We start from the raw sequence: 16,650 nt of genomic DNA on the forward strand, positions 1-16,650 counted from the left end.
CCGTAGGTGGCACTGGTAGCGTTTTATGGGTCTTCATCTGATCTGGAAAGGCAACTTTAGAAATTGATGGTTCCTGCTAAGTGCTTTCTCAACGAAGAGGAACTGAGTAAAGCAGCAATTAATTATGGATTTGAACTAACACCACGAATTACAACAATTTCTGTAATGCCAGTCAGTATCCAGGAAACACACGAATTTCTCAAAAAGATAATTCCTAAAACTAATGTTGCTCTTGATAAAGGCGCAAAGGGTCGAGCAGAGGGAATTGTTGCTAGAACAATTTCTAGAAGTGCGATCGCAAAGCTAAGATTTGAAGATTATGAACGCCATGTTGCCAAATATCGAAGTTACTGAAATGTCAGTTTGGCTAAAGAATTCAGATGCTAAATTTAATCTAGCCGTAATTGAGTTGAGGTACTACCCATGACAGCCTCAGTAGAGTATATCCCTGTTACCCCGATTGAGTACCCAGATGAGGACGGTAAGCCGATGGCTGAAGGTGATTTACAGCGCAAGTGTCTTGTATACGCTACCACTGTGCTGGAAATTTATTTTCAAAATCATCCAGATGTATACGTCGCTGGTAATCTATTTATTTACTACGAAAAAGGTTATCCAGAATCGGTTGTCGCACCAGATGTATTTGTGGTGTTTGGAGTAAAAAACCGTGACAGACGCTCTTACAAAACCTGGGAAGAAAATAATCAAACCCCAGATTTTGTTCTAGAGATTACTTCAAAAAGTACCCGCAGTAAAGACCAAGGTGCAAAAAAAGGAATTTACGCCTTTTTGGGAGTGCGTGAATATTTCCAATATGACCCCACAGGTGATTATCTTAATCCCCAACTCCAGGGTTTACACTTGGTCGATGGGAATTATTTCCCCGTGGCAGCCAATACCCTGCCAGATGGTACAGTATCCTTAGCTAGTCAAGTTTTGGGGCTAGAGTTGCGCCTAGAAGCAGGAAAACTGCGTTTTTACAATCCAGTTACGAGTCAAACACTCTTAACTCATGAAGAGGAAACAGCCGCACGACAAGCCGCAGAAGAAAAAGCGCAAAGATTAGCTGCTAAACTTCGAGAATTAAATATTGATCCAGATAGCCTTTAAGGTGGATAAATAACACCCACTTTACTCTTGCTTACTAAAGTTGGACAATAATCTTAAAGCTCTCCGTTAATCTTACGCCTGATGATTTCCATCTAGGCTTGCATATCAGCTTCGGTAACAGGCATAGGATACTTTGGAGAATTAGGATCGCGTTTGCTCATCAGAAAACGTAGAGCTTCAATATCTTCGCGGTTTTCCACGACATAAGCTCTCAATTCTGTAAAACTCATTTGCTCATAATTCGGGTTCATTGACAAACTCCCATTCGCCATTGGGATAAACAATAATTTGAACTTCATCTCCAGCCAGGACATAAACCTACCCGGTTATGTGGTCAAATCGAAATAACCGGATGTCTTTATAAAGATTTGACAGCATTTGACAAACCCTTACACAGGCTAAGGCTTGATCTGTTGTTGGTAAAATAAACGCTCCTTACTACTAATATAGGGTAGGCAATGCCCACCCTAATACTGTTGATTACTTTGTGTGAGACGATAGCGGACGGTAGACGCGATAGTTGATTTCGGGGAAGATATTATCCATTAACTCGACTTTTTCCAACCAACCACTGTCAACTTTGCCGACTTTCACATCTTCGTAGAGCTTATTGAACCGCATCAGGTGCGATCGCGTCCGTCTAATTGCATAAGGTACCATTGTTCCTGTCCGCATAATAAATGCCCAGTCAGAAGATTGTGCTAATAGCAGTTCCCGCGCCGCTTGGTTGAGCGCTTTCCACTGCAATTCATCCTCTGGTTCCAAATGCGAGATTTCAATCATCCGTTCCGCAGCTTTGTGCAAATGCGGATAAATCCAAGCATTTGTTTCGTTCAACCAATATTCATGGAAACCCTTAAAACCCCAACTCGACTGCGAAGGACGACAGACTTGCTGCGTTGGCTGATCTCGCAAATAGTCTGCTAAATGAGTCATTTGATATGTTTTTTGGTCATACCACGACTTACGGAATAAGTAATCGATGAACCAGGGGCCTTCATACCACCAATGTCCAAATAATTCTGCGTCATAAGGCGAAACGATAATTGGCGGGCGCTGCATCATACCATAGAGATGCTCAGATTGCCGCTCTCGATTATACATAAAGTTATCAGCGTGTTCTGCTGCCTTTTCTCTAGCCCAATAAGGATCGTAGAGTGCTTTATCTGATAGACCTAAGCCACGCCCCGTAATTTTATGATACTTAATGCCCGTATTTTTCCGTTGACCATTGGGCATGATGTAGGGCTTGATGTACTCATATTCTGCTTCCCAGCCCAAATCTTTGTAAAATTCTCGATATTCTGCCGCCCCAGGATAGCCTACCTCAGAAGACCATACTTGTTGGGACGATTCATGATCTCGACCAAAGACAGCAACACCTGTTTCTGTATAAATTGGCGCATAAGTGCCAAAGCGCGGACGGGGACGGGCGTAAAGGATGCCATGCCCATCGGTGAGGAAGTAGCGTAACCCAGCATCGGCTAGCATCCGATCTAATCCTTCATAGTAGGCGCATTCTGGCAACCAAATGCCTCTGGGTGCTTTTCCAAAAGTTTGCTCGTAATGTTCGCAGGCTACCTGAATTTGCGCCCACACCGCCTCTGGATACATCTTCATCAACGGCAAATAGCCGTGAGTAGCGCCGCAAGTGATGATTTCCAGATTGTTACTGTCTTGGAACTTCTTAAAAGCTGTCACCAAGTCACCGTTATAGCTTTCCCATAGCTGACGGGCTTCCTTAAACTCAGTAGCGTAATGTTCTGCTAAATAACGAAGATGTCCGTTATTGACATTGTGTTCAGCTTCTAGTTGTATAAGTTCTTCTAGTTGGGCTAAGTGTGCTTCATAACGTTCTTGAAGCAGAGGATCGCGGAGCATCGACACGAGAGGAGGTGTCATACTCATCGTGATTTTAAAGTCGATACCGTCTCGCTTTAAGCCTTCAAATACTTTCAATAATGGAATATAAGTTTCTGTAATGGCTTCATAGAGCCATTCTTCCTCCAGCACGTAGTCACTTTCAGGGTGACGAACGAAGGGCAGATGTGCGTGGAGTACAAGCGCGACGTAGCCGATAGACATAGTGATTTTGGGGTGATACTTGTAAGTTGAAGGTTGAGAGGTTTGGCTGAAATTAACAATATTTTAAGACTTTATGGGGATCGTAAGAATAGTTTTCAATATGAGTTAAATACAGTGTTTGTAGGGGTACAGCCAACATTGTTGTGCCTCCACTGTGTGTTTTTACTGTCACGTAAAAACGTAAACTCAGTATTCCCCAAAATTTTGTGATTTGAACATTACACAGATGGTAAGCGTTCAGGGGGCCTACCGAGATCAACCGAAGAGTACAGTACATACTGTTTGCTAAGACTGTATAATAATGAGTTTTTATTATGTCCTTCTCTAACACGATCTATCGCATAGTTGATGGCGTAACCATTCCTGGCGTACTTCTGCAAGCCTTTATCAAGAATGGAGACCACTATTTTGTTACTGAAATTAAGGTCTACAAAGACGGCAGAATTGATTGCTGGGGCATGGTTGACTTTAATGGTTTCAAAGAAAAGGTAAGCAAAGGTTGGGTTAGAACTCATCTGCCTGAAGGAGCAAGAGTCTCAATGATGGTGTCTGGTCTTTATTTCACCGCCCATCAAGTGAAGTCAAGAGTTGAGGAGCAGGAGTTTGTTAAAGAAGTTGAAGACGAGATCCGACGACTCAATGGCCAGCTAACAACAGGAGAGATTTGCCGACAGGCATTAACACAATATAAGCATGAGCCAAACGAGGCAAATAAGGAGTATTTGCGCCAAGCCTATGATGCTGTTCCTAAACACTGTCGCATATATTTAGGTGATATGGACGACAAAGATTCGGAATATCGCTCAATTCTAAACAGATGGAGCGACTAGAAGGAACCAACATCGGTACAACATTTCGTTGGAACGGCGGGACAGGGGTAATCGGATACGAGGCAGAGGTTATCTCCACTCTTCAACTGTTTCTATACAAAAAAATGCTTAACTCGAACGCCAAAACCTGGTAACAGTGGTGATGTGATTTCGTCATCAGCCAGCAACGTTGCGATCAGTTTTAATTGGGCATTTTCTCTGCGATAAACTTCTAGCTGCTGTAATTGCCAATTTGCAATCCAATACTCTTGGACTCCTGTGGATGAGTATAGTTTCAGCTTGGCTTCTCTGTCTCGACGTTCGTTGGTTGTCCCAGCAGAAAGCACTTCCGCTATGAGTTCTGGCGCTCCTCTCAAATGCCCTTCCTCATCGAGCAATAGTGCTAAACGCTTATGACTAATCCAAACTACATCGGGTATGACATTATCAGCATCTGTAAAAATTATACCGGGAGCTTGACGGGTTTCCCCCAGATCGCTAGAGCGAGACCAAATTTGTAATTCTAAGCATATATTACCCGCAGTCCCTTGATGTCTCCAGTGAGGCGCTCTAGTCACAAATAGTTCTCCGTCAATAATTTCATAGCGCTTCCATTCGTCAGTTTGGAGTAATTCTAAGTCTGAGGTTGTCCAACGAACCCGATCGGATATTGTTTGGTTCATAGCAATATTTTTCCATGCCTAAATAAAATTCTCTTTTCAGAATATTTGCTCAGGGTTAATACCTGCGGCTCGCAAGCGTTCTGCCAATATTGCAGCCCGTTGACGTTCTTGTTCTAGTTGTTGGTTTGCTTGCTGTAACTCTTGATTTGCTTGCTGTAACTCTTGATTAACTTGCTCTAACTGTTGATTTGATTCTTCCTCTGGCAACATCACCAGCTGTCTATCTGGTGTAAAAAAGCGTAATTTACCGTCCTCAACTCCCAAATACAGCCCTAATTGCTGACTCCACAAGCAACCCGACTCAGTGGGAGCAAGTTCTTGATATTGCCCATCAACTATGTGAAATCCCTGTAACTCTAAGTTATTTGGATCAAACAAAAAGTAATCTGGAGTGCGAAATGTATTCTGATATATTTGTTTTTTCAACCCTTTATCAACCGAGGCAGTGGAATCAGATAACATCTCAATAATCACATTGGGATATTTGCCGTCTTCTTGCCACACAACCCAGCTTTTACGGTCTTTTTTTTCTGTATCTAAAACTACAAAAAAATCAGGGCCTCGAAATTCTTCTGATTTTTTTTGGTTGGGACTGAAATAGATAGTCAGGTTGCCGGTAGCATAAAAATCCTGGCGATCGCGCCACCACCATTTAATCAGGCGGATAAGTAAATCGATTTGTTCGCGGTGTAAATCAGATTCCAAGGGGGGTTCGTCACTATAGATATCGCCTGGTGGGAAAATTATACTATTAGTGACATCTTGTAAACTAGGTGTGGCAGCAAGGGACTGAGACATACAAGATAGTTTTTCTATTTGTATCCATGCTATCGTGACAAACCTTTATATAATCGCACTCCTTATTCCTCATCCCGATATAATTCTTGCAAGTCTTGTAACTGAGTCTTGCGGGAAATTCGGCGATATTTTTTACTTTCTAACTTGGGTTCGTATTGACTTTGACCTTTGCCTTTACTTTTGCTTTTTAACTTCATGCTAGATTCAGGATCGGCTTGTTGGTGTAGCTGTGTTTGATGAGCGATCGCAGCATCCAAAAATTCTAAATAATGTTCGTATCGTTCCCAATCTCCCCGCACCGCGCATTCCGGCTCGTCTCGATGCAGACAATCACTAAACCGACAGCTAGCAACTGCTAACCGCTTTCTGGCTTCTGGGAAATAATGGATTAATTCTTCTGGGACACAATCCATGTCTGGCTGATTAAAGCCGGGAGTGTCTGCCAGTAAACCACCGTTAGGTAACTCAAATAATTCTATATGGCGAGTGGTATGACGACCGCGAGCTAGTTTGCCAGAAACTTCTCCGACTCGCAGCTTGGCCGAATCAATCAGCGTATTAATCAGGCTGGATTTGCCAACCCCGGAAGGCCCAGCAATTACAGTAATTTTATTGCTCAAATATTTGCCTGCTTGGTCGGTATTTATGCCATCTTTGACGCTAATAAATATTGGTTGATAGCCCCAAGCAAGTAAGCGATCGCTAACTTTTTGCTGTTCTAGCTCTGAAATTAAATCACTTTTATTCAAGCATAAAAGCACATCCAAGCTAGTAGACTCAGCTTTAATTAAAAATCGACTCAGTTGATAAGGTTCCAAAGGTGGATCGGCTACGGCAAATACCAAGAGGATTTGGTTGACATTAGCGATCGCGGGACGATCTAATTCGCTGTGACGGGGTAAGACATCAGCGATCGCTCCCCGTCCCCCAGCCCAATCTGGTTCTTCAACCACAACGCGATCGCCTACCATCACCTGTTGACCGATTTTTTTCAGCCTGGTTCGGCGAGTACAGAGGAGGAGAGGGGGATAAGGAAGATGAGAATCTCGATCCCCCATCTCCCCGATCTCCCCCTGTTTTTGATCCAGTTGTACTCGGTAAAAATTAGCCTGTACAGCGACGACTGTACCCAATAACTGTCCAGTTGCGGCAAAATCTGTCATTGGCTAGCAACTGGACGGCGCACTAACAGAGAAAAATAACTAGTGCAGTCTGTAATTTCTTCAACCTGATAACCTGCCATTGTCAGACTATCAGGAACCTGCTCAATCGGTTCACCAGGGTCTAGCCAGACTTCTAGCAAACCTCCCAATGGCATTTTCTCCAAATGTAATTTTGTCCGCACAAAATTAATCGGGCAAGGGGTGCCGCGTAAATCAAGTTGAGCATCGGGAGTTAAAAGAGAAGAGGGCATCATTACTTAAATAAATTTCCCAAGAATCCTTCTAGACCGCCTTTACCAGTGCGATCGCCCTTAATTTTAGCCAGCTTCTCTAACAGTTCCCTCTCCTCTGGGGTGACTTTGTTGGGAATATCAATTAATACGTTCAGCATGTGATCCCCACGACTGACGGGATTACCTAAGCGAGGTACGCCGCGATTTTCCAACTTCATCACCGTATTTGGCTGAGTTCCGGCTGGAATAATCAATTCTACAGGGCCATCTACCGTATCTACCTCTAACCGACAACCTAAAATCGCTTGCAGGTAGCTAACTTTGATTTCCGAAAGAATATTAATGCCGTCCCGTTGGAATTCTTCGTCCTCATTTACGAACAAGTAAACGTATAAATCTCCAGGAGGGCCACTGCGCTGACCGGCATCTCCTTCACTAGAAATCCGCAAACGAGTACCATTATCTACCCCAGCCGGAATGGTAATTTTGAGTTTCTTGGTGACTTGATTTGCGCCCTTGCCATCACAAGCATCACATTTATCTTCTATTACCATCCCTGTCCCATTGCAGGTGGGACAAGTCGAGACTTGAGTGAAACTGCCAAAAGGGGTTCTCGTGACACGGCGGACTTGACCAGATCCGCTACAAGTCGAACAAGTGCGGGGGCGAGTTCCAGGTTTAGCACCAGAACCGCTACAGACTTCACAATTTTCTAAATGTGAGATGCGAATTTCTTTTTCGCCGCCAAATACTGCTTCCCGAAAGTCTAACTTCAGGTCTAGCCGTAGATCGTCGCCTCTTGCAGGCCCACTGCGCCGTCTTTGTTGCGTGGGACTACCCATACCGCCACCAAAGCCACTAAAAATGCTTTCAAAGATATCGGCAAAACCGCCCATATCACCGACATCTTGGAAGCCCCCGCCAGCAGCACCTGAGACACCCTCTGGCCCAAAGCGATCGTAACGAGCGCGGGTTTCGGGTTCTGAGAGTACCTCATAAGCACGGTTAATCTCTTTAAAGCGATCCTCCGCCCCCGGTTCTTTGTTCACATCTGGGTGAAACTTTCGGGCTAAACGGCGATAGGCTTGTTTGAGTTCTTCTTTGTCGGTGTCACGAGAGACACCCAGGATTTCATAATAGTCGCGGGCCATATAGCAAAGGTAAAAGTTAGAAGGAAGAAAGCAGAAGTCAGCAGAACGTCACGGTCACTTGCTACCCTACAGAAAAGCATTTTGCCTATAACTCTTGAAGAGCAACGCAGTGTCCTTCAGAGGGTGGCTTGCCGGAGGTGAGGCAGAAGATAAAATTAATTTTTGTTAATAACTGATTTTACCCTTTACCTTTTACAAAAATCACCGACAAATTTCGAGCAACAGGTGCTTTCCTCGTGGAAGACGACAAAAGCCACAGAAGTTATGAGCAGGGGAAGCCTTTGCTCCGACTTCTCACTGCCGAGTCGGCTGTCTCTTTTACAATTGTGCTACGTAGGAGAGGAAAACCCCGCCCATCAACCAGAGGGGCTAGCCGCACCATTAGGTGTGGAAAACCACCCTTATGCTTTGGATCGTATCTGAACCGCCATACTTCCTAGCAGTAATTTGCTTCTACAATCTAGCAAACCCCAGGGGTCTTGTGAAACTTCGCTAAATCCATAATAAATATTAAATATATTAAAATACCTTAATAAAAATCTGCAACTTAGGGGACTGGGGACTGGGCACAGTATCTGGAGATTAGAGGTTTAGTGGAGAAGGGTTCAGAGGGATTTTCGCTCTGCTTTCCTGCTTCTTTCCCAATCCCCAATCCCCAATCCCTAATCTATTGCCTCATAATCAGCCTGTGCGGTACTTTCTTCGTCAAAATCAAAGTTGAATTGTGGTATTAATGTACCGTTCATTGGTGAGTCTCCTTCTGGAGTAAAAGCACTAGCTGAAGCCTCCTCAATCTCATCACTTTGGCTGTTGGCTCGATTGTAGACATCAGCACCAATGGCAAACAAAGTTTGTTGGAAGTCGTCTAAACGCTGCTTAAATTCCACCGTGGAGATGTTGGAGTCAATCATTGCAGCTTGAAGTTGTGAAACTTTTTCACTAGCCAAAGTCTTCATCTGGTCGCCGATAAAGTTGCCATTATCCTTGATGGTGGATTCGTAACTGAACAACAGATTATCTGCTTGGTTTCTGAGTTCAACCAGTTCTTTACGTCTTCTATCTTCTTCGGAAAACAGTTCGGCTTCTTGGCGCATCCGTTCGACTTCGTTGGTACTCAAACCACCTGTATTTGTAATCCTGATACTCTGTTCTCTACCTGTACCTTTGTCTTGGGCAGAAACCTTCAGGATGCCATTGACATCGATTTCAAAGGATACTTCGATTTGCGGTACACCACGGGGCGAAGGGGGAATTCCTGCTAGCAAAAACTTGCCGAGACTCTTGTTATCTCGTGACATTGCCCGTTCACCTTGGAGAATGTGAATTTCTACCGAGGTTTGCCCATCAACGGCTGTGGAAAAAATTTGTGACTTACTGGTGGGAATTGTGGTGTTGCGTTCAATAATTTTGGTGAACACTTCACCCAAGGTTTCAATTCCCAAAGATAGGGGGGTGACATCCAATAGTAAGAGATTATCGACTTCGCCACCCAATACCCCTGCTTGGATTGCTGCTCCCAATGCTACCGCTTCATCAGGGTTGATCGAGCGATCGGGAGCTTTGCCATTGAAAAATTTAATCAGCGCGTTTTGGACTGCGGGAATACGGGTAGAACCACCTACCAAAATAATCCGATCTATCGCTTCTGGTTTGAGATCCGCATCTTTGAGCGCTTGGATCATTGGTTCAATAGTACCTTCAATTAATTTCCCTGCCAGTTCCTCAAATTTAGAGCGGCTGAGTTCCATCTCTAAATGCTTTGGGCCGGTTTCATCAGCTGTGATGAATGGCAGATTGATGGAGGTATTGACCATGTTAGAGAGTTCAATTTTGGCCTTTTCTGCTGCTTCCCGTAGGCGTTGCAGTGCCATCTTATCTTTGGAAAGGTCGATTTTCTCCTCTTGCTGGAAGTGTTCCATCATCCAAAGCACGATCGCATTATCAAAGTCGTCTCCACCCAAGTGGTTATTACCACAAGTTGCCTTAACTTCAAAAACGCCATCCCCAAGTTGCAGGATCGATACGTCGAAAGTCCCGCCTCCTAAGTCGAATACTAAAATTAGCTGCTCTTGGTCTTGCTTGTCTAATCCGAAAGCTAAAGCCGCAGCTGTTGGTTCATTGATGATTCGCAGGACTTCTAATCCGGCGATCGTGCCAGCATCTTTAGTGGCTTGTCTTTGAGCATCTGTAAAATATGCGGGTACGGTGATCACTGCTTGCGTGACTTCTTCACCCAAGAAGTTTTCTGCATCCTGCTTGAGCTTTTGCAGGATCATCGCGGATAATTCTTGTGGCGTGTAATTTTTTGAGCGAATTTGAACATCAACGGTATCGTCTCGACCTTTGATGCAGTTGTAGGGGACGCGATCGCGTTCTATTTCAGTGTCTTCCCAACGTCGCCCGATAAATCGTTTAATACTGTAAATTGTGTTTTCCGCATTGGTTACGGCTTGGCGCTTTGCCAATTGACCAACCAAGCGATCGCCACTCTTCCCAAATCCCACAATACTTGGAGTAGTTCGTCCGCCTTCAGAATTGGAGATCACCAGTGGTTGACCGCCCTCCAGAACTGCGACGCAACTGTTGGTAGTGCCTAAATCGATTCCAATAACTTTTCCCATAATTGGCAGTATTTTTACTGATTTTTTATGCTGTAATATGTCGCAGACTAACTTTTTTGCTCCGAATCAAGGCTAGCGGATAACGTCTGTGGAACCCATATTGCTGGTAGCAAGAGAGAAGTTGAAACACAGAGAGTTATCCAAAGCCTTGTCCAAGTTTTAGGTACGCGATGCTCGTCCTTGCTAGAAGCCAGGCACTTTTGGTCAGCGAGACGAGCGACTACAGCTTAACTGAAGGCTTGACTCGACTGATCTTCCTCCGTAGAAGGTGTATCTTCCTTTGGAGCAGCTACTTTGACCATTGCATGGCGTAGCACGCGCTCGCCCAAGTAATATCCGCGCACTAACTCTTCTAACACTGTTCCTTCAGGATGTTCATCCGTAGGTTCCCGCATTACTGCTTCATGGAGGTTAGGATCGAATTCTTGGCCTTCAGGACGCATTGGTGATACACCCAAGCGTTTGAGGCTATCGACTAATTGTTTGTAAACCCCTTGGTAGCTTTTGTGCATGGTCATTTCGCCATCAGATTGCGGTTTGAGGTGCGATCGCGCCCGCTCAAAATTATCGACCACTGGTAGCAATTCTAGAATCGTATTCCGCTTCATCAGCGTCTCTAGCTCTTCTTTTTCTTTGCTAGTGCGTTTCCGATAATTCTCAAAATCAGCGGCAATCCGCATATATTGAGTACTACGTTCTTCTAGTTGTGTTTTGAGAGACTCAATTTGTTGAGTCAGTTCTGCCAAAGCTGCCGTTTCTACTCCAGTGTTATCGGTTGCAGGAACGCCAGTTTCTGCATTGATAGTAGCTGCATCTCCCGATACATTAGCTTGGGATGCCACTTGCTCTGTCACCTCGCTACCAGATTCATTGAAATTAATTTGGGCTGGGGAGTCACTCTTCATTGCTTGCTTTACCTCTGTTGGTTCACCCAATTGCTGGCTAGTATTGTTTATCTGTTTATTTTCATCCATCATTGTCCACTCATTCCAGATGCTTGCTATTTATGGCAGTGTATCTCCATAGCTTGCAACCGTCGTCATCCACGACTTGCAACTAAGGCTGATTTTGTTGCCGACAAGTTTCTGGAAGTGATGTAACCGTTTTCTTATTGTGACAAATGGCGAACACCTTAGCGTAGACACCATCAAGGCGGGAACCCGAACGAGTAGTGTACCTCTAGGAGTAAGTAATTTGAAAGAGTGGCGCTTAATCTCATTCGCCCCTGTGACTAAAAATTTGTTGCTTGAGTGATTCAGGAATTGATATTTTCTCTACTATTACTTATTTTTCACTCACCATTTAGCGAGAACTCCGAACAACAGTTTTCGTTACTTAGAAGTTCAATGACTTTTTTGGCAAATGAGAATTCTATCTCACCGACTGGGAATACTTTAAGCAGAGGTTCCCCTACTCATTCGCTCATTTATGACTTACTCGTCACCACAACGGCGCAGTACCGCTCTAACTACCAGAACAGAGTTTTCGCCCTTCGGCAACAAGCTAGTCCAATCTGGCTATGTCAATACCGAACAGATGAGGCAGGCACTAATTGAAAGCCGCAAATCTGGCAGACCCTTAACGGAAGTACTAGAGTCAATTACTGGACAACAACTATCACCTGAGTTGCTCAGGCAATACAAAAAACAGCAGCTATTTGAACTTAAAATACTATACGGTGTTGAATTCCTCGATCCGGAAGTCAGTTCCGTTGCTAACACGATGATGGGGAACCTGATTGAAACCCTCATCCCAGTGGATATTTGCCGTCGCCATCGTTTAGTACCACTGTCGAAACACGAAGACCAAACCCCGCCCTCAGTTTTAGTGGCGATGGTTGCTCCAGATAACCTAGAGGCTTCTGATGACCTAAATCGCATCTTGCGCCCCCAAGGACTGGCATTGCAGCGCATGGTGATTACCCAGGAAGACTACCAACAGCTAATCAACCAATATTTGGATGAAATGGCTGTTAAGCAAAAGCACCTAGACCAAGAAAAGTTTACAGATATTAATCAGGATTTAGAAAACCTCGGAAATCTCGATATTTCCGATGCTCCTGAAGAAATGGAGGCCGATCTTGGGGCAGCGATGAAGGGTGCAGAGGATGCCCCAGTCATCAACCTAGTGAACAGAATCCTGGCTAAAGCCTTGCATGAGGGCGTTTCTGACATTCATATCGAACCGCAAGAAGAAAACTTACGCATTCGCTTTCGGAAGGATGGCGTACTGAAGGAAGCTTTCGATCCCCTACCGAAAAAAATCATCCCGGCGGTGACAGCCCGATTTAAAATCATCTCGAATCTAGATATTGCCGAACGCCGTATGCCCCAAGATGGACGCATCCGGCGGCTATTTGAGGGACGTAAGGTGGATTTCCGCGTGAATACCTTGCCCAGTCGCTACGGGGAAAAGGTGGTACTGCGGATTTTGGATAACTCCTCTACCCAACTGGGATTAGATAAGTTAATTACCGATCCAGAGACTTTACATATTGTCCAGGATATGGTTAGCCGTCCCTTTGGACTAATTTTGGTAACTGGGCCAACTGGTTCTGGGAAAACAACCTCGCTCTATTCTGCACTATCAGAAAAGAACGATCCCGGAATTAATATCAGTACTGTGGAAGACCCAATTGAGTACAGTCTTCCAGGGATTACTCAAGTACAGGTGATTCGAGAAAAAGGGTTAGATTTTGCTACCGCTCTGCGGGCTTTCTTGCGGCAAGATCCAGATGTGCTACTGGTGGGTGAAACGCGGGATAAGGAAACGGCAAAAACAGCAATTGAGGCTGCCTTGACCGGTCACTTAGTATTAACTACCTTACATACCAATGATGCCCCAGGAGCGATCGCTCGTTTGGGAGAAATGGGCATTGAACCTTTCATGGTTTCTAGTTCTCTAATTGGCGTTCTAGCTCAACGTTTGGTGCGGCGCGTATGTTCTGAATGTCGGATTCCCTACACTCCCACAACCGAGGAACTAGCTCGTTATGGTCTATCAGCTTCTTCTGATGTGGAAGTCACCTTCTATAAAGCTAACACTTTGACATTAGATGCGATCGCAGATGCCAAAGCCAAAAATCACCTTTGCCCAAAATGTAATGGCAACGGCTATAAAGGGCGTTGTGGTGTTTATGAAGTTATGCGAGTCACCGAAAATCTGCAAACTCTCATTAACGAAGATGCACCCACAGAACGCATCAAGGAAGTGGCAATAGAAGAGGGGATGAAAACCTTGCTGGCTTATAGTTTGGACTTAGTGCGCGAAGGTTCCACGACTTTAGAAGAAGTAGAACGAGTGACGTTTACTGATACTGGCTTGGAAGCAGAGTTAAAAGCCAAACGCAAGACTGGTCTTACCTGTCGGAGTTGCGATGCCACATTGAAACAAGAATGGCTGGATTGTCCCTACTGTATGACATCTCGGTTTTAAGACTAGTCATTAGTCATTGGTTAGTAACTTTGAACAAATGACAAACATAAAAAACATAAAAAAGGAGCAGAACTATGGAAATGATGATTGAAGACTTGATGGAACAGTTGATTGAAATGGGTGGCTCGGATTTGCATTTATCCGCAGGTTTGCCTCCCTACTTCCGCATCAGTGGCAAACTTACCCCCATAGGTGAGCATGTATTGACAGCCGATCAATGTCAAAGGCTGATTTTTAGTATGCTCAACAACACCCAGCGTAAAACCTTAGAGCAGAACTGGGAATTGGATTGTTCTTATGGCGTTAAAGGTTTAGCACGTTTCCGGGTCAATGTCTATAAAGAACGTGGTTCTTATGCTGCTTGCTTACGGGCATTAAGTTCTAAGATTCCTAACTTTGAAAAATTAGGTTTGCCAGATATTGTACGGGAAATGACAGATAAGCCTAGAGGACTAATTCTGGTGACAGGCCCTACAGGTTCCGGCAAGACAACCACCCTAGCGGCGATGATCGACTTGATTAACCGCACCAAGGCAGAGCATATTTTAACGGTGGAAGACCCAATTGAATTTGTCTATGAACCCATTAAAAGCTTGGTTCACCAACGACAACTGGGTGAAGATACTAAGAGCTTTGCTAATGCTTTGAAAGCAGCTTTGCGGGAAGATCCAGATATTGTTCTGGTGGGAGAAATGCGCGATTTGGAAACGATTTCTTTGGCGATTTCCGCAGCAGAAACAGGACACTTGGTATTTGGTACTCTCCACACCAGTTCCGCCGCCCAGACAGTTGACCGGATTATTGACGTTTTCCCCCATGAAAGACAAACCCAGGTGCGGGTGCAGTTATCTAACTCATTAGTGGCGGTATTTAGCCAAACCTTGGTGTCCAAGAAAAGCCCTAAACCCGGTGAATATGGTCGGGTGATGGCACAAGAAATTCTAATTGTCACTCCCGCTATTTCTAACTTGATTAGAGAAGGTAAAACAGCCCAAATTTACTCAGCTATTCAAACTGGCGGCAAGTTGGGGATGCAAACTCTGGAGAAGGTTTTAGCTGATTTTTACAAAGCAGGAACGATTTCTTTTGAAGCGGCGATGTCTAAGACTTCTAAGCCAGATGAAATCCAACGTCTTATCGGTACTTCTGTACCACCCCAGGCAGCAGGTGCGAAACCCGGTATGGCTGCCAAAGCCCATTAAAGTAACTGGGGAAGGGGGATGAGGGAGACAACAAGAATCAGCAATGCCCAATGCCCCATACCCCATAAATAACAACTATTTTGAATTTATTTATGCCAAACTTTGTTGCTCGTGTTCGGGATTCTCAAGGAAAATCCCGAACAGAAAAAATTACTGCTGAATCTTTGGTACAAGCTCGGACTAATCTCAGAGATCAAGGTTTTGTAATCCAAGAACTCAAACAATCTCAAGGATTTCAGCCAGATGTTGCCTTAAAAAAATTCCAGAATTCCTTAGTTAAGGTTTCTGTGAAAGACAAAGCCGTTTTTTCCCGTCAATTTGCCGTTTTGATGAATGCGGGGGTTGCGATCGTTAGAAGTCTGGGGGTACTTTCCGAACAGTGTAGTAATACTAAACTCAAACAAGCCCTAGTTGAGATTAGTACTGATGTTCAAAGTGGAATGAACCTTTCAGAAGCAATGCGGAAACATCCTGACTGCTTTGATGGGTTATATGTGAGTATGATTCAAGCCGGTGAAGTGGGTGGTGTTCTAGACGAAGTATTGAATCGTTTAGCTAAGTTGCTAGAAGATGTTGCTCGTCTACAAAACCAAATTAAATCAGCATTGTCTTATCCAACTGTTGTGGGTTTTATCGCAGTTGCAATCTTTCTCGGCATGACCATTTTTCTCATTCCGATTTTTGCCACGATTTTTACACAAATTGGAATCTCATTACCACCTCTAACGCAATTCTTGATGGATGCTAGTAAATTTCTGAGAAGTCCTGGTGCTTTCGTACTTCTAGGTATTCTCATAGCATTGAAATTTGCCTATGGACAATATGCTAAAACTCCTGTTGGTCGGATAACAATCGATCGTCTTTCCCTCAAAATGCCGTTATTTGGTGACTTAATTCAAAAATCTTCAGTCGCCCGCTTTAGCCGGACTTTTGGTTCTTTGACTCGTTCAGGCGTACCAATTTTAACTTGCTTAGAAATTGTCCGAGATACATCAGGAAACCAAGTAATTGCTAATGCCATAGACGCAGCCCGGATGGAGATTCAACAGGGAGGTATGATTAGTATTGCTTTACAAAAAGATGCTGTTTTTCCAGCTATGGCAATTCAGATGATTAGTATCGGCGAAGAAACTGGAGAATTAGATGGAATGTTGATGAAAGTTGCTGATTTCTATGAAGATGAAGTCGAGCAAGCAGTAAAAGCAATGACCAGTATTTTGGAACCAGTGATGATTGTAGTTTTAGGGGGGATGGTTGGAACCATTTTGCTGGCAATGTATTTGCCGATGTTTGCGGTATTTGAAAAGCTGGGATAAGGGATAAAGAGTTAAGAGTTAGGAATTAAGAGTTTAAACTTTTT

16 protein-coding genes and 1 pseudogene are annotated in these 16,650 nt (G+C 44.2%); 7 read left to right on the forward strand and 10 right to left on the reverse strand.

Annotated features, from left to right (window positions below; genetic code table 11):
- The first annotated feature begins 66 nt into the window (after positions 1-66).
- Together CDG77_RS03895 and CDG77_RS03900 are read left to right on the forward strand one after the other, a co-directional pair.
- A complete protein-coding gene (locus tag CDG77_RS03895; RefSeq protein ID WP_190233900.1) occupies positions 67-354 on the forward strand; it encodes a hypothetical protein in 288 nt (95 codons plus the stop codon).
- Positions 355-423: 69 nt separating this feature from the next.
- The gene (locus CDG77_RS03900; protein WP_094328107.1) at positions 424-1,110 is read left to right on the forward strand and encodes a Uma2 family endonuclease; all 687 of its coding nucleotides are present in this window, start codon (positions 424-426) and stop codon (positions 1,108-1,110) included.
- Positions 1,111-1,202: 92 nt separating this feature from the next.
- Here CDG77_RS03900 and CDG77_RS36230 read toward each other — a convergent pair whose 3' ends face one another.
- The 3 genes and pseudogenes from CDG77_RS36230 to CDG77_RS03905 form a co-directional block, all read right to left on the reverse strand.
- Positions 1,203-1,361, reverse strand: a complete 159-nt coding sequence (locus tag CDG77_RS36230; protein ID WP_190233901.1) for a DUF6887 family protein — start codon at positions 1,359-1,361, stop codon at positions 1,203-1,205.
- Positions 1,345-1,536, reverse strand: a pseudogene (locus tag CDG77_RS39035) (DUF6888 family protein). The gene CDG77_RS36230 and the pseudogene CDG77_RS39035 overlap by 17 nt, the downstream one beginning before the upstream one ends.
- A 54-nt stretch (positions 1,537-1,590) precedes the next feature.
- Positions 1,591-3,195, reverse strand: coding sequence for a glycoside hydrolase family 57 protein (locus tag CDG77_RS03905; protein WP_094328108.1), 1,605 nt, complete (start codon positions 3,193-3,195; stop codon positions 1,591-1,593).
- A 314-nt stretch (positions 3,196-3,509) separates the two neighbouring features.
- Here CDG77_RS03905 and CDG77_RS03910 point away from each other — a divergent pair, with 314 nt between their 5' ends.
- Positions 3,510-4,025, forward strand: coding sequence for a DUF7638 domain-containing protein (locus tag CDG77_RS03910; protein ID WP_094328109.1), 516 nt, complete (start codon positions 3,510-3,512; stop codon positions 4,023-4,025).
- A gap of 92 nt (positions 4,026-4,117) precedes the next feature.
- Here the strand turns inward: CDG77_RS03910 and CDG77_RS03915 are convergent, their stop codons facing one another.
- The 5 genes from CDG77_RS03915 to dnaJ form a co-directional block, all read right to left on the reverse strand.
- A complete protein-coding gene (locus CDG77_RS03915) occupies positions 4,118-4,687 on the reverse strand; it encodes a Uma2 family endonuclease (protein ID WP_094328110.1) in 570 nt (189 codons plus the stop codon).
- A gap of 36 nt (positions 4,688-4,723) precedes the next feature.
- The gene (locus tag CDG77_RS03920) at positions 4,724-5,485 is read right to left on the reverse strand and encodes a Uma2 family endonuclease (RefSeq protein WP_094328111.1); all 762 of its coding nucleotides are present in this window, start codon (positions 5,483-5,485) and stop codon (positions 4,724-4,726) included.
- A gap of 62 nt (positions 5,486-5,547) precedes the next feature.
- Entirely contained in the window at positions 5,548-6,648 is a 1,101-nt protein-coding gene (gene rsgA / locus CDG77_RS03925; RefSeq protein ID WP_094328112.1) for a small ribosomal subunit biogenesis GTPase RsgA, read from the reverse strand.
- A complete protein-coding gene (locus CDG77_RS03930; protein WP_094328113.1) occupies positions 6,645-6,902 on the reverse strand; it encodes a sulfurtransferase TusA family protein in 258 nt (85 codons plus the stop codon). The genes rsgA and CDG77_RS03930 overlap by 4 nt, the downstream gene beginning before the upstream one ends.
- Positions 6,902-8,032 (reverse strand): molecular chaperone DnaJ, encoded by a 1,131-nt coding sequence (gene dnaJ, locus CDG77_RS03935; protein WP_094328114.1) that lies wholly within the window; start codon positions 8,030-8,032, stop codon positions 6,902-6,904. The genes CDG77_RS03930 and dnaJ overlap by 1 nt, the downstream gene beginning before the upstream one ends.
- 162 nt (positions 8,033-8,194) lie before the next feature.
- On the opposite strand from dnaJ, the gene CDG77_RS35165 reads away from it, so the two are divergent.
- Positions 8,195-8,455: a hypothetical protein gene (locus tag CDG77_RS35165; protein WP_143855454.1), complete on the forward strand. Its 261-nt coding sequence runs from the start codon at positions 8,195-8,197 to the stop codon at positions 8,453-8,455.
- A gap of 239 nt (positions 8,456-8,694) precedes the next feature.
- On the opposite strand, the gene dnaK is transcribed toward CDG77_RS35165, so the two are convergent.
- Together dnaK and grpE are read right to left on the reverse strand one after the other, a co-directional pair.
- Entirely contained in the window at positions 8,695-10,653 is a 1,959-nt protein-coding gene (gene dnaK / locus CDG77_RS03940) for a molecular chaperone DnaK (protein ID WP_094328115.1), read from the reverse strand.
- Between the two features lie 227 nt (positions 10,654-10,880).
- Positions 10,881-11,630 (reverse strand): nucleotide exchange factor GrpE, encoded by a 750-nt coding sequence (gene grpE, locus CDG77_RS03945; RefSeq protein ID WP_094328116.1) that lies wholly within the window; start codon positions 11,628-11,630, stop codon positions 10,881-10,883.
- A gap of 451 nt (positions 11,631-12,081) precedes the next feature.
- Between grpE and CDG77_RS03950 the strand changes: the two genes are divergently transcribed.
- The 3 genes from CDG77_RS03950 to CDG77_RS03960 all read left to right on the forward strand — a co-directional run bounded on the left by CDG77_RS03950 (position 12,082) and on the right by CDG77_RS03960 (position 16,606).
- Complete coding sequence (locus CDG77_RS03950) at positions 12,082-14,088, forward strand: GspE/PulE family protein (RefSeq protein ID WP_094328117.1); 2,007 nt, start codon at positions 12,082-12,084, stop codon at positions 14,086-14,088.
- 74 nt (positions 14,089-14,162) lie between these two features.
- Positions 14,163-15,290, forward strand: a complete 1,128-nt coding sequence (locus tag CDG77_RS03955) for a type IV pilus twitching motility protein PilT (protein WP_094328118.1) — start codon at positions 14,163-14,165, stop codon at positions 15,288-15,290.
- A 92-nt stretch (positions 15,291-15,382) separates the two neighbouring features.
- Positions 15,383-16,606, forward strand: coding sequence for a type II secretion system F family protein (locus CDG77_RS03960; protein WP_094328119.1), 1,224 nt, complete (start codon positions 15,383-15,385; stop codon positions 16,604-16,606).
- Positions 16,607-16,650 lie beyond the last annotated feature (44 nt).

Origin of the sequence: Nostoc sp. 'Peltigera membranacea cyanobiont' 213, assembly GCF_002245975.1 — a bacterium.
Classification (GTDB): Bacteria; Cyanobacteriota; Cyanobacteriia; order Cyanobacteriales; family Nostocaceae; genus Nostoc.

Excerpts from the sequence above, each read along its gene's own strand:
- CDG77_RS03895 (WP_190233900.1), top strand. The coding sequence starts at position 67 with ATGGTTCCTGCTAAGTGCTTTCTCAACGAAGAGGAACTGAGTAAAGCA.
- CDG77_RS03900 (WP_094328107.1), top strand. The coding sequence starts at position 424 with ATGACAGCCTCAGTAGAGTATATCCCTGTTACCCCGATTGAGTACCCA.
- CDG77_RS36230 (WP_190233901.1), bottom strand. The coding sequence starts at position 1,361 with ATGAACCCGAATTATGAGCAAATGAGTTTTACAGAATTGAGAGCTTAT.
- CDG77_RS03905 (WP_094328108.1), bottom strand. The coding sequence starts at position 3,195 with ATGTCTATCGGCTACGTCGCGCTTGTACTCCACGCACATCTGCCCTTC.
- CDG77_RS03910 (WP_094328109.1), top strand. The coding sequence starts at position 3,510 with ATGTCCTTCTCTAACACGATCTATCGCATAGTTGATGGCGTAACCATT.
- CDG77_RS03915 (WP_094328110.1), bottom strand. The coding sequence starts at position 4,687 with ATGAACCAAACAATATCCGATCGGGTTCGTTGGACAACCTCAGACTTA.
- CDG77_RS03920 (WP_094328111.1), bottom strand. The coding sequence starts at position 5,485 with ATGTCTCAGTCCCTTGCTGCCACACCTAGTTTACAAGATGTCACTAAT.
- rsgA (WP_094328112.1), bottom strand. The coding sequence starts at position 6,648 with ATGACAGATTTTGCCGCAACTGGACAGTTATTGGGTACAGTCGTCGCT.
- CDG77_RS03930 (WP_094328113.1), bottom strand. The coding sequence starts at position 6,902 with ATGATGCCCTCTTCTCTTTTAACTCCCGATGCTCAACTTGATTTACGC.
- dnaJ (WP_094328114.1), bottom strand. The coding sequence starts at position 8,032 with ATGGCCCGCGACTATTATGAAATCCTGGGTGTCTCTCGTGACACCGAC.
- dnaK (WP_094328115.1), bottom strand. The coding sequence starts at position 10,653 with ATGGGAAAAGTTATTGGAATCGATTTAGGCACTACCAACAGTTGCGTC.
- grpE (WP_094328116.1), bottom strand. The coding sequence starts at position 11,630 with ATGATGGATGAAAATAAACAGATAAACAATACTAGCCAGCAATTGGGT.
- CDG77_RS03950 (WP_094328117.1), top strand. The coding sequence starts at position 12,082 with ATGACTTACTCGTCACCACAACGGCGCAGTACCGCTCTAACTACCAGA.
- CDG77_RS03955 (WP_094328118.1), top strand. The coding sequence starts at position 14,163 with ATGGAAATGATGATTGAAGACTTGATGGAACAGTTGATTGAAATGGGT.
- CDG77_RS03960 (WP_094328119.1), top strand. The coding sequence starts at position 15,383 with ATGCCAAACTTTGTTGCTCGTGTTCGGGATTCTCAAGGAAAATCCCGA.